Raw genomic sequence first — 14,316 nt, 5'->3', positions numbered from 1 at the left:
AAATATTATATACGGACGGTTAAATAAATATTTGAAGGCGTCTCCATTTTATTAATCCATAAGTGATGAGTTAGTTGTAAATAATAAATAATAGAGAATAAGAAGTTAATAAATGTCACTAAATAAATTAACTAAAATAGACAAAATTAAATGATAATTATTTTCTTCTATTGAATGCTATTATAAAAGTTTGGGGAAGGAATAGGGGATTGTAAGGGATATGGCAGTTATGGATAGTCCTTTTAAATTCACAGACTTATATCATTAATCTATTTTATTAAAGTGTATTTAAAATATATGATTAATAATAATTAAAATTTGACAAAAAAGCCTACCGATATATAATTATTTATATATCGAAATAACATTATATTGTAATTAATTTGTTATTTAAAAATCAGAATAAATAATAATTTTTATGCTATTTAAATCCAGTTTCTTCTTAATTTTTTTTCTTATAAAAAATAGCTAACTTATTATTTTGATGATAAATACAAATAAAATAGAAAAATAAATAGGTGATTTTTTGTACAAAAAATATTCATCGAAACGTGATCAGACTGATACTAAACATGAGACAATTTATAAATTATTGTTCATTATGTTTAAATATTAATTAATGATATTAATCGTTATGGAACTGTATCGCGATTGTCAAAAAGAGACATTTTTTGTTTGATGTGTCTTAATATCATTAGTACTAAGTGAAGGCGCGTAGGAAAAAGATGAAGTGAAATGTTAAAAAATGGCGACTCTTTTGAATACTCAAAGTCACCATCTTATGTGTAGTCGTTATTGTTTTTTCGTTGTTTGTTGTTTTGGTATTGTCTATATAGAAGAAAGGATTTAAAACAGCATGACAATTAAAACAAGACTCAATAACAGAGGATAAACTCTTGCGTGCCATTTATCAGGAATGCGAGATAAAAAGCGTTCAGAGATCTTCAAGCCAACCCAAGTACTACAAATCAGAATAAGTGCAGCTTTTAACCAAATATAACCAATAAAACCAGATTCACTATTTAAAGGTGATGTAAAAGAAAGGGCGACATAAGTAAATGTTGCTGTGAGAGCTAAAGGTAAGGTTAATGCATTTGCCATTGCTGCTGATTGTGCCATGGGTGTTCCTCTACGGCGCAATAAAGGTACTGTCATGACACTCCCACCAACGCCAAGAAAAGCGGCAATAATACCAATCACTGTACCATTAATACTTTCTTTTGCTTTGGTTACTGTTTTTGAGTTGTGAGTCGGAGCCATAAAACCTGGGCGAAAATAACAATCTAAAATAGTGACAAAGAGATAACCAATAAAGATCCATTTGATCCACGTACCTTCAACTGTTAATGCGAGAAGAGCACCTAAGATCCCACCAAAAGCGATACCCATAAACAGAATGGACATGATATTCCAATCAAGCCTTTTGGCTTTATGGTGTTTAATGGTGGTGACTGTCGCAGAAAACAACATAATTAATGCGGAGGTAGCAACTGCGATTTGCATAGCATGTTCGGCAGGTAAACTGTCTATTCCCCAAAGTGTCAGAATAAGTGTATAGAGTAAGGGAACAGTAACAAAACCTCCGCCAAAGCCAAATAACCATGTTGTGATGCCTGAAATTAAACCAAAAGAAATCAGCCAGAGTGTCATTTCAAATCTCCTGTTGAGTCAGGAGATAAACAATATAGAATAAAGTGATGGCTTACCCACGCGATAATGACAAGTTTATACGAATTTAGGACAATTTAAATATTATGCGTAATATCGATATCAACAGTGTGGATGATCTTCCTCGTGATATTTTGGCATTAGGCTCTGATTATCCTTATGACACATTACTTGAAGCTCATCATCATCGGCGTGCGCAATTTTTATATGCCCCTAGTGGGGTAATGAAAGTTAAAACAGAAGATGGTCAATGGATTGTATTGCCTTACAGTGGCGTGTGGATCCCTGCAGAAAAAGTACATCAAGTGCTAATGTTGGGTAGTAGTACTTATAGTCTCTATATTGAGCCTAATAAAATTCCTCGATATTCAGAATATTGTGAGGTTTTACAAGTTTCCCCTCTGCTTCATCAGTTATTACTTTCTGCCAATGAACTTCCTTTACTTTATGATTTAGGCGGGCGAGATAGCGCATTATTGGCTTTGCTTTGTCATGAATTATCCCAAGCTAAGCCATTACCTTATTTTACGCCATTACCGCAACATGCTTTATTAGATGAATTGTGTACTGAATTTATGTCACGACCTAATATTCGCACAACACCAGAAATGTGGGCTGAAAAATTAAATAAGAGTCTACGTACATTTACTCGTCTTTTTCATAAGGAGACTGGACTTTCTTTTCGAGATTGGCGTCAAAAAGCGTGTTTAATGTATGCGTTAACCGCTTTAAAGAAAGGAGATTCAGTCACTGAGGTTGCTTTAGAGCTGGGTTATGAAAATCCGAGCGCTTTTAGTGCAATGTTTAATAAAGAGATGGGATATTCACCGAAATTGTTTTTAAAACGATTGAAAGAGTTTTAATAAAACAGACATATATAAGAGTAAACATAATCAGTGATAATGATATTTATCAGATACTTTTTAAGTCAAATTGCATTGTTCAAAAAAGAAACAAAAAAATTCCTTCCAATATCAGTGCGTTAAAACTTGATTAATAGAGAGTGAGGGGGGTAAAATGTAGCCCGTCCATAAGTCATGCTTTATCTTCCTACGTATGTTCCCTTAGTTAAATGGATATAACAAGCCCCTCCTAAGGGCTAGTTACAGGTTCGATTCCTGTAGGGAACGCCATCTATACATCTCATGATATTCAGTAATGTCTAAAATAATAATTTAAACAATAAGTTATTTAAAATCAGTGTTCAGTAATGTTCTAAGATGTTTACTGGAATCCAGCCTCTAATGTGTATAAGATTGAGTGTACTTCTAGATTCAATGGAAAAACTATACACATTATGCCATTAACAGATATTCAAATCCGCAAAGCTAATCCCAAAGAAAAGCCGTATACATTGAATGATGGTAACGGATTATCTCTATTGGTTGAACCTAATGGCTCTAAGGGATGGCGTTTTCGTTATCGTTTTGCGGGTAAACCTAAAATGATTTCGTTGGGCGTATATGGACAAGTCACATTAGCTGAAGCAAGAAAGAAACGTGATGAAGCTAAAAAGCAGTTAGCTGAGAATATTAATCCGAGTGATGCCCGTAAATCAGAAAAGATAGCGTTAAGATACGCAACAGAAAATACGTTTTATGCAGTCGCGATGGAGTGGCATAGATCTAAATGCTCTACATGGAGTGATGGTTATGCAAGCGAGATATTGCGTTGTTTTGAAAATGATATTTTCCCCTATATAGGAAAGCGACCTATCGACCAAATTGCTCCCTTAGAATTATTAGCTGTTCTTCAAAAAATTGAGAAAAGAGGTGCATTAGAACAAGCAAATAAAATCCGTAGGCGCTGTGGTGAGGTTTTTCGTTATGCGGTCATAACGGGTAGGGTAAAATATAATCCTGCACCTGATTTAGCGGGAGCAATGAATAAGCCTGAAACTAAACACTTCCCATTTTTACGTGAAGATGAGATCCCTGATTTTGTTAAAGCGTTAAATAACTATCAAGGCAGTAAAATAACGAAGTATGCCACCCAGCTGTTAATGCTGACAGGTGTTAGGACTGTTGAATTGAGACTAGCTGAATGGTCAGAATTTGATTTCGATAATGCTATTTGGGAAATACCCAAAGAGAGAATGAAAAAGCGCCGTCCTCATTTAGTACCATTATCCCCACAAGTTATTGCGATACTCAATGAGTTAAAAGTAATTACAGGATATTACCCATTATTATTTCCTGGTCGAAATGATGTAAGAAAACCAATCAGCGAAGCGAGTATTAATAAAGTTATTGAAAAGATAGGTTATAAAGGCAGATTAACAGGGCATGGTTTTCGCCATATGATGAGTACAATTTTACATGAAAAAGGTTTTGATAGCGCATGGATAGAGTTACAGCTTGCTCATGTTGATAAAAATTCCATCCGTGGAATTTATAATCATGCTCTTTATTTAGAAGGACGAACTAAAATGATGTTTCAGTATTCAGATTATTTTTCTATTTAATGGTCAGTATCTTGAGTGTTTTTTAATTTTTTCAATTAATTAGATGTTATTTTTTATTTAATAAAATTAAGGGCACTTAGGGGTACACGCTAAAAAATCGGTACATTAAAGAACGGAAAAACTACTTTAATAAAAGAGAAGGAAAAAAAGGCATATGCAGTAATTATTTTCCAAGTCTTTTTAATGATAAACAAATTACCTAAAAAACTTCTTTTTCTTCTAATAGAATGTAGTTGCTGATGTAAAAAACTCCTTTCTTCATCCGACATTTTTGATTGTTGAAGTTGATTTAAAAATTTATGCTCTGTTTTTGTCGAATATGAGTGCTTTTTGGCTAGAACACTAAATTTTGCTAAAAAAAATGCAGCTCCAATAATAAAACCAGTAACTTTAAAATGTAACTCAGTATCAGGAACTCCCCAACAAGCCAATGTTAATAAAAGAGTCCATTCTGCAATATACGGCTCTTGTAAAGCATCCCACCATTCGTACATTGATTTTTCATGCGCATCGATATCTTTTTTTAAGGTTGTGAAATCTGGAGAATAGTGTTTTTCAATCATTATTTTCTCTTTATGACACAGGAGTCCATATGGACTCCTATGTATTGATTTAAAAGGAATTAATATAAATTTAAGTTTATACCTACTCTACTCACAATGAAAAATTACCACATTAATCAATAAGAAGAATTATGTTGTTATAAATTTGTCTGATCATTACTCATTCTCATCTTGTTGATTAGTATTTATTACAAATGAAAATTATTTATCTTTTTAATCATTCCACTTTATTTTTCTGAATTTATAGATTTCCTGACGTATTTCCTCTTCAAAACCTGCTTCTACACTAGATAGATATGATAATTTGTTACCTCTATCTATGTCTTCTTCAGAAATTCCAGCTGCTCTTGCTAGCGAATTAAATGAATTTTCCAAAAAAGAATCATTTTCAAAATTAATATCTATTTCATTGTTATTTAATGATTTTTCTACTTCATAATATTTATTAATATTTTCTTGTCTTAACTTAGAAACTCGTTCTGCAAGTAAATTTAATTCTTTTTTAAACGTTACTTTGTCATTCTGCGATAGAATATTCATTACAGGATCAACATATTCTGTTTTTTTTAAACAGCCTTCAATATCTTGATTTAACTTAGTTAATTCTCTTTTTATGATAGTATCATTAATATTTTCTGAAGATGCTGATGTTATTTGTTCTGTGTTAGATAAAGAGGTACATCTCAAAGAAACCGAAACAGTATACTGAGATAAAGCCATGTGCCTTTGTAAGGCCTTTTCTCTCTTTTCCATTTCACTTAATTTATTAACTAATAACTTTAATTCTCCTTCTTTTTTTGCTATTGATTCTTCTAAGGAAGCTGTTCGATATAATGGTATCACTGTATAAAAAATTGTAACTACCATTACAATTAAAACGCCTATTTGAGAGATGTTGCCAACCCGTTGCAACCAAACATCAATCTTATTTTCCTGTAACATTCAATCCCCCTTAAAAATTAAAAATACTAGCTTTATGTTATCCCATTGTGTAATAGAGTTAACCTTTATATTCTATTATTTATACTAAAGAATAAATTATTTATTAAAAAATAATGCATATTTCATATAAAGAAACTCATACGAAATAAAATAAATTGGCACGTCAAATGCACTACACCGCACCCGCCTGCACAATTTGGATCTTAAAATTATTTCAGTTTGAATTTTTTACAAAATATATCGCGAGAGCGCATGGTGACTGGATTCTTTGCGTCAGTGTCAAACTGAAATGATTGAAAAAGATTTCAGGTTATTTCAGTTTGACGAAAAAAAGAGAGAAGCAAGTAGACTTGTAATGCCTTGAAAATAAAAGAGTTTTCATACTTTACATGAGAATTATTTTTAATGTAAACTCCACATGAAAAACTGAAATGCCTAATTCATGCGGGTTCACAGAAAATTCAAACTGAAATCGAATGAAAAAAAATCAGGAGTAGGGTGGTAACAATGGATGTTTTACTTGTTCTGATACGAGAGTTTGAATAATTTTTATTGCATCCTCAGCACTAAATCCAGATAAATTAATCACCATTGAATTTTGGTTCACTTCGACAGAAATAGACGGTGTTGTTTTAAATAACATGACTATTTTCTCCTTGCTCAATGAAAGAACGTGATTTCGTTGATTTACCGGGAGTAATCACATGTGAAAAAGTAACATCTAAAACAAACGTCATGCCACACTCTAGGTTATTACAAGAACAATACAATTCAGGGTCATTGTTTTCGCCTTTCATTTTAATGTAATGGATCTTCGCTTTTGTGGAACATTCAGGGCAGAGGACTTTCATTACTTTCACGTTATTCTCCTTATCGGGCGTTATGCCTACCAGAAAAAAGCCAATTAAATACATCTCTTGCTATTTTGAGGTGTAACAGGTGTAACATGGGTTACACCGTTGAATTATAAGACTTTCCTTTGTTACATTTTCAAAAAACAGAGGTGTAACAGGTGTAACAAAACGGTTATGTTACACCTTGTTACCCATTTAAAAGCAAAAGGTGTAACAGATAAAAACCTTTAAAATCAATCTTGTAACACCTGTTACACCTGTTACACCAAAAACATAAGACGGTCAGTTTTTCTTACTCTATTTCGGAACAGCCTAAAACGTCGCTATTAAAGACATAAACCCGTTTAACGCCTATTTCTGGCAGGCGAATACTGGTTTGCGTTTTTCCATCCTTACCTGTTTCAAGCCACCCTTTTTCAACACACAAACGCACCACTTTACGGGCATCAAATCCCTTGCAAATTTCTTTCCATGCAGTGGGTAATACATAAAAGGTGATACTGCTTTCACCGTTACCCGTGTCTTTTTCAACACGCCTAAAACCCATCATGCTTGCAGGTCGGCTGTATTCATCGTACCAATCCGCAAAACGGCTAAATTGATGACGAGAAATAAAATCACTGACTTGCTCCAATGCGGTCATATCTTCCTGATTTGCCGTGTGCCCGCGTTCTTTCATCCATGCGGATAAGCATTTCTTCGCCGATATAAACGCTTCGCCTTCTTTCCAGCCTGTAATGCCTGCACGTGTAGCCATTTCTCCTGCCATAGCCACTAACGCAAAGCGTGTAATAGCGCGACCCACTTGATTCCCTGCATTTTCAGGCATCAATTTTGTGGTGTACTCTTTCAATAAGGCTTTAGCGGTATTCGACACATCAGATAAATTGTTAGTGATGTATTTGAGCCAGTCGCGAAAGGGCGTTCCGTGATAACGCGTGACCGCATGTTCAAGGTATTCGGCAATCGCTTTACCGCTAGCAAAGTGGTGTAGGTCTTCAAAAACACCGTATTTACCAGAGTCACTCGGAATTTGTATCATACGCACTTCAACCCCTGCATAAGTGCGTTCGCCTGCGTTTGAGGCGTGTTCAACAAGCGAGAGTTCCCCTGTTGATAGGAATAAGAGATTCCAACGGTTAGTCTCACGGACACTGCCGTCTGTTTTGGCGCGGGCTTTTCCTTGTCCGTTTGCCAGCATATAAGCAATGTTACCCGCTTCGCGTCCGTCTACTTCCCTGATTTCATCTAACATCAACGTGGCATCATTACGACGGCAAGCCGTTCCTTCAAGGGCATTCCCCGTAGCACGCCATGTATACCAATAATCCGTACCGCCACACACTGACGATGCCACTTTCATTGTGGTTGTTTTACCGTCTGTGGATTCACCTTTTAAGTGATAACCGCCACCGCCTACACCTGCTAACCGTAATAAAGGGGAAGCAAAGGCAAGGCTCACCGAAAAGGCAAGGCGGGCATTACCGACACAATATTTACCAATATGCTCACGCCATTGTTCGCTTGTGCCTGAGACTCTAAAGTCTTTACCCTGAACGCTAGACGTTTGTAAAATTACCGAGTCCGCCCCGTTGCCGACCACTTCATCTTGCAGAACGTATACATTGCCATGCCAACCCGTTTTATTTACACAGGTGACTTTTCTTTCTGGACGACAAAGGGAGATATACTCCATTAAATGGGCGCGTGCCTGTCCTGAGATATTGATATAAGATAATCCGTTCACCAAAAGCACACGGCGCAATTCTTCTCCACTTCCGCTTAACATCTCCATGGGCATTGCCCATTTACGGCAATTACCGTAAGTGTCTTCCCATTCCAATAAGCGCCCGTAGTTACTCCCATCTGCATCACACGTAATCGCGGTAACTTTTATTGGACTGCTGATTTTGATGTTTCTGACTTCGATATCACCGTCTGATTTAGTGATTTGTTTATCAAACCACAGATATTCTTGCGTGAGACGAAAACCTTGCGGTAAACGGGTACGGTCTTTGCCGTAATACGTCATTTCCTCAAAGAACGCTTCTTTGAGTTTTTCAAGGCTATTTTCTTGTCGGAAATCATCCCAATCGGCTTTATAGTGCGTTGGCGGTAATGTTACCCATCCATCAACGGCTTTCCCTGCACGTTCTGCCCATATTTTGCCCGTGTTATCTTTACCATCCACAAAGTCATTATCCCCTGCGATAATTATCTTTATTTCTGGGTATTGCGCCCGTAGCTGTTGAGCGACTTTCACTAAGTTAGTCGCGGAAACACTCGCCACAATCAACGCATCAAGGCATTTTGAGAGACTTAATCCCGTGGCAAAGCCTTCTGTGATAACGATTTGCTCTAAAGGCTTCTTCTCTGGCTGGCGAACGACAATAAAAGAGCCCGAAAGAGTTGAGCCTGATAACAGACTTTTTTCACCGTTTAGGCTAATCAGTTGCCCGCCTTTAATCACCGAATCAGTATCAACCAACGGAAGCAATAAAGAGCCCACTGGAAAGTTAAACTCACCCTGTGTATACTGTTGGCGAGTTATTAAGCATTGATGGTTGGCTAACCCTTTATTGATTAAATATTGGCTTTCGCCCAAAGAACAAAAGGCTTTTATTTTTTCATAATGTTCAATGCCTTTCTTAGCGCTAACTTTTTTAATCGGGGTTGGCGCTATTTCTTTAAATGCGGGTAATAAAATAATTTTATTCACTTCCTGACACGCTGTTTTCGTCTCTTTCCCTGTTACCAATTTGACTAAATCTAACCCGTCACCGTGCCCACATTGGTTACAAAACCATGTGCCTTTGCCGTTCTTATCATCAAAACGAAATCGGTCTTTACCGCCACATTTAGGACATGCACCGTGTTTATGATTATCAGGTACGGTAATACCGAGATTCGCTAGGATATAGAGCCAGCGTCCTTGTGACGCTTTCACAATATCGGTGACAGAGGGTGTTTCTGCTGAAAAATGAGTCTGAGTCATGACTTGATCTCCTCATTCATTAAACTGCTTTCTTGAATAATGGATTCCATTTGTTCAGAAAGGCATTCCATCAGTGCGCCCATACCTTCACAAGATACGGCTTCGCTTCCTGTCATGCTGTGGCTGACTAAAAGTTCAGAAATAAATGCGGTAACTTGTGCCGTGCGAATGAGTTGCTTTTCACCCACAGAAGACAGCGTAGTCAATTGAGATAAGCCGTTTTTCATTGTGCATTCCCTCTTGTGTCATGTAAGGGAATTTGTCCTGCAAAATACAAGGCATAATCGGAAGAATATTGTGCGCGGGCCTCTTGCTCGTTAACCGCTGTAATTTCAAGACGACAAGGTTTAGCCTTGCTATCTGTTCGATTAACGCTCAAAAATAAGAATTTGATTTGAATAGAGGTAGGGATAGCCATCATCATGATGATCTCCAGTAACTTAGTTAAGGAGTCACCACCAGAGTTCTCACGCTCTAAAGGGGTGGTGACGCTGACAGGGGTGAGAATACTGGAGTTACTGGAATCCAGCCAACCTTGCGGTTGCCCTATCAACGCCACCATTGAATAAGGACGGTATAATACCGTATTTTTTATCGGTGCGCAGATATGGACACAAAAAAAGACGCTTGGCGCGTCATGTGTCGCCAGTAACTGATTCAGGTTCTCACGCCTGACGTTAGATTTTGCTAACGCGCCAACAATATAGCCCATCCATTTGAAGAGATGCAACACTTTTATGCTCCTTAGAAAATAACCCAAGACGAGTAGAGGGGATATTGCCCAGCCGAAACTGGGCATCGTATTAACCCGCAGAGATAGCGGAAAACCAGAGGTTTTTGGCTTGCTTCAAGTCTTTATCTAAATGAAAAACGGAAGGTGAACTTAAACTCAACTTACGTTTTCTTCGGGAAAAATGTGCCCGATTGATACTAAATTGAAGCCTATCCGTTCCTACACTGGCGGGGCTATCAGTGACGGCAAGTCCACCTAAATAAAAAATTCCTCTGCCTTGAAAATCGTCTTCTACTTCGATTGAACAAAATAGCTTTTGTCCTTTTTCGTTGTAATTCAGTAGTTTTCCATTTGGTCTTAAACGAACATAGAGTTTTGTTTCACCGTCAACGATATCCACTTTGGCATCGAGCACTTCGCCTAGATTATCCAGATTACGGTTATGCTCTTCCCAAATTAACGCGGTGTAATAACTGGGATCGTAATACTCGGCAATATCAGTTAGCCATTCCGCCTCAATTTCACGGTCATCCATACTCGTGAGTCCCGCTGTTGCGACACAAATCCAACCTGTTGTTAATTGTGATGTGCTTTTATCACTCATAAGGAATAGACTCCTTCCTCAATCTCAATGGCACTTTCATCAATCGAAGCATACAAATTGATATCACCTAAGCCATAACCCTCGTTACGTAAATAGCTATGCTCATAGGCTGAACGGTCATCAACAAACTCAGCTCTAAAGCGACGGCTTCCTGTTTGTGTGTAGATATGCAAATTATCAAGACGAGTAACAACAATGCGTCGCCCAGGCATAAAGGGGGGAACAATAGCAAGACGACCTGCAACGGTACTGAGCATTTTTTGACTGGCATTTAAATCGGATGGGCTGTTAGCACCATTAAATAAGGATGTGCGATACATGCCTGCTAATTCAGCGCCCACAAGTACCACTAAGCGCGGGTCTTCGCGGTATTCTTCGGGAATTTTTTGCATAATGAGGTAATTCACCAACGCATCTAAATTAGGAAATTTTCCATCCTTACCTAAGGTAATTTTATCAGTAATAATTTGAGCACCATCATTCGTGGTTTTGGCGATTTCATGCCAACCGATATTGACATCTTGCCCTTTAGGGAATTTTTGCGGATTGGTCGGATAGTTACAAAAGTGACCATTAAAGCCAATACGTAACATATCTAAAGCAACCGCTTTTGACATATAATCGGACATGGATTTATTGATATGGTCATCATCTCCACTGCCACTATTGCAAATTAAAGATAATTGTTGATACGTGAGCGAACAGCAGGTATCCACTTCTTCTAACGCAAAAGGTGTTCCCGCAAAGGCGACATTTTTATAGAAACGGCTTTCAACTTCTCGCCCCGTATGCAGTGAATTATCCCCTAAATTAACGGTATCCCCTTTAGCTTCATCAACATCAGCAAGCGTTAATTGATTAATTAACCAATTGGAATCCATTAACGCCACACGAATTAAATTCGTTGACGGTTCTGATAATGAAAAATAACGACGTGATGAAGATAAATACTTTACGCCACGGGTAAAATTCTCGTGAAAAACCCTTGCGCCTTGAGGTACAATATAAGACATAATTAATTTCCTTATTATTAAATAAATGATTTAGTCATTAAGTGTTTTTTATCGTGAACTTCTTTCTCTTGAGTTAGAATATAATTCACATAATCATCTGCACTCAAAATAGTTTTTATAATCCAATCCGTCTGACTGTAATAATATTGATATAACTCAACGCCTCGTTGGTTCTCCCACATTCGCAGTTTGTATCTATCATTAGAGGGTGTGCAGGAATTAAGAATGCGTAAGATATTTTCATTCAGTTTTTCAAAAGATGATTCAATATATTGATACGCATCTTTATATTTCATCGGTTTTCCATAAAATACATTTATACTAAATTTATTCCCTTTATATATTTCATCAGGAATGATATTCATCTGTTTTTTGTTAATGTTTTTTATATTTTCTTGCGGAAGAGATTGAATGATTATTCTCAACAACCCAAAAATGCCATTGAAATCACTTGATTGCTCTTTAGCAATAAGTAAATTACTTTCATGCTGACTTACTCTAGCAGAAAGACTTTCTTTCCAAGCCTTTACTGATGGGGCGCTATCAGGTTTTTTAAGTCCACCTTCTTCGGCTTTTTCTTTTATATTTTTTGCCAAATCATAATTCTTTGATAATTCAGTAACGATTTCTTCATTCTGCTTTGAAATAGCTTTCCCTCGTTCAATTAATGCAATAACTTCTTCTATTGATGGTTCGATATTATCTAACGTTAACCCTGTAAGCTTTTGCAATTGTATTAATTGATTTTTAATTTGAGTAAACTTAAATAGCTCAATAACACGAATAATAAAACCATTGTCCTCGTGTTTTTCATTAAATGGAATGGCTTTATAATTTGCAATGGCGTGTAAGTTTTCATCTTTATAAAACTTTATTTCATTTATCATTATTTTTTCCTTTTGTTAATTTGTCATTAATCCATTCATATATATCTGCTTCAAGCCAAGCGATAGAGCGCTCACCTATTTGTATTTTGGGTGGAAATTCTTTCTTCTTCATTTTGAAATAAATGGAAGAACGAGATAAGCCTGTTAGTGAAATAACATCTGGCATCCTTATTAGCCTACTTTTTTTAGGGCGAAGGCTACCCTCAGATAATAAGCTCATGGCTTTTCCTTGATATAAATTAGACGTTATTGTATTTTGTTGAATATTATTACATCTCATTGAATGAGGTGATGTTTACATATAATCAGTAAATGGTAAACCCGTTAAAAATATCGTGAAATAGTTTTTTACGAATAAAAAAATTGCCAAAGATACAAATAGAGCTAAATAGAACCAAATAGTGTTAACCTTAGTTAACCGTTGTTTATTTATGCTAATAAATATGCATATTTATTTCTTTGTAAATAAATGTAAAAAATCATGAGCTAAGTTATGACTTTTAAAAATCAAATCAGACATTGCTAAATTTTATTAAACGCTATTGCATCTCTTTGGATAAAACAATATTTACATATAACTACCTAAGGGTAAAGTAGCTCAAACTATAATCAAATCATCTATTCTTGCATAAAGAAAACGATGATTTCACGAACAAGACTGAATAAAACTGAATACTACTGGATTAAATTAATAATCGGGTATTTATGTAAACTTTGTGAATAAAGTTACTTTGTAAAAAAATGTAAATTTAGTAGTTGTAACCATTTTATGGTTTTCCTAATACTAGTTTGGATATCTTTGTTGTTTCTTAAATGTTATTGCATCTTGTTGGATGAAATAATCTTTGCATAGAAATCAGAAGGGGTAAAGTAGCTAAAATTACTCACTTTTTTGCATAAAAAAAATCATATGATCGCAAATAATGATAAATATTATTCAATATTGGTGAATTAAAATAAAAAGTGTTTATTATCTTAAAGTTATTGATTTTTTATTCATTGTAAAGAATTGTAAATTATATTGTGTGATTTTAAAATAAGTTTACTAACTCTAGAGAGTTTTTTGTGTGTAGTTTTGTGTGTAGTTTTGTGTGTAGTTTTGTGTGTAGGTATATTTTATTTTTTTTAAATTATGTTTTAATTCAATGTGTTATTTGCATTTTTAGATTCCTGTAGGGAACGCTCTGAATCCATTCGTATTAGTTCGCCTTCGTTCGTAAAATCCCACAAAATTCAATATACACAATAATTTCCTTTCCGTTGTGGTTCATATTAGTTCGTTGGAAAACCTCTATCTTTATTGGATAAATTTTTTCTCCAGCGAGATTTTACCCAAAATGTTAACTGTAAAGCAGACATCATCATTTAAAGCAAAAGATAAACCGTATAAGGGCTCTGGTGGTATCTATTTGTGTCGGTAACACATCAAACATTCAATTTCATGGACAATAAATAATTACTGCGATGGTAGAAAGTATTGTTTATGTAGCAATGAAGTCGATTGTAGAAAATCTTGGTATGAGTTGGTTGATTAAATCAAAAAAATCAATAAAAACAATGATAAATACAACTTTGTTCATATGAATATGGTCG

General features: G+C 35.7%; 14 protein-coding genes and 1 tRNA gene. 3 read left to right on the top strand and 12 right to left on the bottom strand.

Features of this window, described 5'->3' with window-relative positions:
- Positions 1–846 precede the first annotated feature (846 nt).
- The gene (locus C0T34_RS03725; protein ID WP_109849716.1) at positions 847–1,650 is read right to left on the bottom strand and encodes a sulfite exporter TauE/SafE family protein; all 804 of its coding nucleotides are present in this window, start codon (positions 1,648–1,650) and stop codon (positions 847–849) included.
- A gap of 104 nt (positions 1,651–1,754) precedes the next feature.
- Between C0T34_RS03725 and C0T34_RS03720 the strand changes: the two genes are divergently transcribed.
- The 3 genes from C0T34_RS03720 to C0T34_RS03710 all read left to right on the top strand — a co-directional run bounded on the left by C0T34_RS03720 (position 1,755) and on the right by C0T34_RS03710 (position 4,132).
- Positions 1,755–2,531: a helix-turn-helix transcriptional regulator gene (locus C0T34_RS03720; RefSeq protein ID WP_098942327.1), complete on the top strand. Its 777-nt coding sequence runs from the start codon at positions 1,755–1,757 to the stop codon at positions 2,529–2,531.
- Between the two features lie 195 nt (positions 2,532–2,726).
- Positions 2,727–2,801, top strand: a tRNA-Arg gene (locus tag C0T34_RS03715).
- Positions 2,802–2,965: 164 nt separating this feature from the next.
- Positions 2,966–4,132, top strand: a complete 1,167-nt coding sequence (locus C0T34_RS03710) for an integrase arm-type DNA-binding domain-containing protein (protein ID WP_109849715.1) — start codon at positions 2,966–2,968, stop codon at positions 4,130–4,132.
- An 89-nt stretch (positions 4,133–4,221) separates the two neighbouring features.
- Here the strand turns inward: C0T34_RS03710 and C0T34_RS03705 are convergent, their stop codons facing one another.
- From C0T34_RS03705 to C0T34_RS03660, 11 genes are all read right to left on the bottom strand, one after another.
- Positions 4,222–4,695, bottom strand: coding sequence for a hypothetical protein (locus C0T34_RS03705; protein WP_109849714.1), 474 nt, complete (start codon positions 4,693–4,695; stop codon positions 4,222–4,224).
- 213 nt (positions 4,696–4,908) lie between these two features.
- A complete protein-coding gene (locus C0T34_RS03700; RefSeq protein ID WP_109849713.1) occupies positions 4,909–5,637 on the bottom strand; it encodes a hypothetical protein in 729 nt (242 codons plus the stop codon).
- Between the two features lie 487 nt (positions 5,638–6,124).
- Positions 6,125–6,280, bottom strand: coding sequence for a hypothetical protein (locus C0T34_RS18095; protein ID WP_162556810.1), 156 nt, complete (start codon positions 6,278–6,280; stop codon positions 6,125–6,127).
- A complete protein-coding gene (locus C0T34_RS03695; protein WP_162556809.1) occupies positions 6,270–6,488 on the bottom strand; it encodes an ogr/Delta-like zinc finger family protein in 219 nt (72 codons plus the stop codon). The genes C0T34_RS18095 and C0T34_RS03695 overlap by 11 nt, the downstream gene beginning before the upstream one ends.
- A gap of 295 nt (positions 6,489–6,783) precedes the next feature.
- Entirely contained in the window at positions 6,784–9,486 is a 2,703-nt protein-coding gene (locus C0T34_RS03690; protein WP_109849711.1) for a DUF927 domain-containing protein, read from the bottom strand.
- Positions 9,483–9,713: a hypothetical protein gene (locus C0T34_RS03685; RefSeq protein WP_109849710.1), complete on the bottom strand. Its 231-nt coding sequence runs from the start codon at positions 9,711–9,713 to the stop codon at positions 9,483–9,485. Before C0T34_RS03685 ends, C0T34_RS03690 begins: the two co-directional genes overlap by 4 nt.
- The gene (locus tag C0T34_RS03680) at positions 9,710–10,219 is read right to left on the bottom strand and encodes a host cell division inhibitor Icd-like protein (RefSeq protein ID WP_239450314.1); all 510 of its coding nucleotides are present in this window, start codon (positions 10,217–10,219) and stop codon (positions 9,710–9,712) included. The genes C0T34_RS03685 and C0T34_RS03680 overlap by 4 nt, the downstream gene beginning before the upstream one ends.
- 70 nt (positions 10,220–10,289) lie before the next feature.
- Complete coding sequence (locus C0T34_RS03675; RefSeq protein ID WP_109849708.1) at positions 10,290–10,823, bottom strand: GPO family capsid scaffolding protein; 534 nt, start codon at positions 10,821–10,823, stop codon at positions 10,290–10,292.
- Complete coding sequence (locus C0T34_RS03670) at positions 10,820–11,836, bottom strand: P2 family phage major capsid protein (RefSeq protein ID WP_072068656.1); 1,017 nt, start codon at positions 11,834–11,836, stop codon at positions 10,820–10,822. The genes C0T34_RS03675 and C0T34_RS03670 overlap by 4 nt, the downstream gene beginning before the upstream one ends.
- A gap of 17 nt (positions 11,837–11,853) precedes the next feature.
- A complete protein-coding gene (locus C0T34_RS03665; protein WP_109849707.1) occupies positions 11,854–12,723 on the bottom strand; it encodes a hypothetical protein in 870 nt (289 codons plus the stop codon).
- The gene (locus C0T34_RS03660; protein ID WP_036918688.1) at positions 12,713–12,943 is read right to left on the bottom strand and encodes an AlpA family transcriptional regulator; all 231 of its coding nucleotides are present in this window, start codon (positions 12,941–12,943) and stop codon (positions 12,713–12,715) included. The genes C0T34_RS03665 and C0T34_RS03660 overlap by 11 nt, the downstream gene beginning before the upstream one ends.
- Positions 12,944–14,316 lie beyond the last annotated feature (1,373 nt).

It is taken from the genome of Proteus sp. CA142267, assembly GCF_003336825.1.
GTDB lineage: Bacteria > Pseudomonadota > Gammaproteobacteria > Enterobacterales > Enterobacteriaceae > Proteus > Proteus terrae.
The sequence above is the reverse complement of the archived record's forward strand: the minus strand, read 5'-3'. Positions and strand labels throughout refer to the sequence as shown.

Coding starts and splice junctions, on each gene's coding strand:
- C0T34_RS03725 (WP_109849716.1), bottom strand. CDS start 1,650: ATGACACTCTGGCTGATTTCTTTTGGTTTAATTTCAGGCATCACAACA.
- C0T34_RS03720 (WP_098942327.1), top strand. CDS start 1,755: ATGCGTAATATCGATATCAACAGTGTGGATGATCTTCCTCGTGATATT.
- C0T34_RS03710 (WP_109849715.1), top strand. CDS start 2,966: ATGCCATTAACAGATATTCAAATCCGCAAAGCTAATCCCAAAGAAAAG.
- C0T34_RS03705 (WP_109849714.1), bottom strand. CDS start 4,695: ATGATTGAAAAACACTATTCTCCAGATTTCACAACCTTAAAAAAAGAT.
- C0T34_RS03700 (WP_109849713.1), bottom strand. CDS start 5,637: ATGTTACAGGAAAATAAGATTGATGTTTGGTTGCAACGGGTTGGCAAC.
- C0T34_RS18095 (WP_162556810.1), bottom strand. CDS start 6,280: ATGTTATTTAAAACAACACCGTCTATTTCTGTCGAAGTGAACCAAAAT.
- C0T34_RS03695 (WP_162556809.1), bottom strand. CDS start 6,488: ATGAAAGTCCTCTGCCCTGAATGTTCCACAAAAGCGAAGATCCATTAC.
- C0T34_RS03690 (WP_109849711.1), bottom strand. CDS start 9,486: ATGACTCAGACTCATTTTTCAGCAGAAACACCCTCTGTCACCGATATT.
- C0T34_RS03685 (WP_109849710.1), bottom strand. CDS start 9,713: ATGAAAAACGGCTTATCTCAATTGACTACGCTGTCTTCTGTGGGTGAA.
- C0T34_RS03675 (WP_109849708.1), bottom strand. CDS start 10,823: ATGAGTGATAAAAGCACATCACAATTAACAACAGGTTGGATTTGTGTC.
- C0T34_RS03670 (WP_072068656.1), bottom strand. CDS start 11,836: ATGTCTTATATTGTACCTCAAGGCGCAAGGGTTTTTCACGAGAATTTT.
- C0T34_RS03665 (WP_109849707.1), bottom strand. CDS start 12,723: ATGATAAATGAAATAAAGTTTTATAAAGATGAAAACTTACACGCCATT.
- C0T34_RS03660 (WP_036918688.1), bottom strand. CDS start 12,943: ATGAGCTTATTATCTGAGGGTAGCCTTCGCCCTAAAAAAAGTAGGCTA.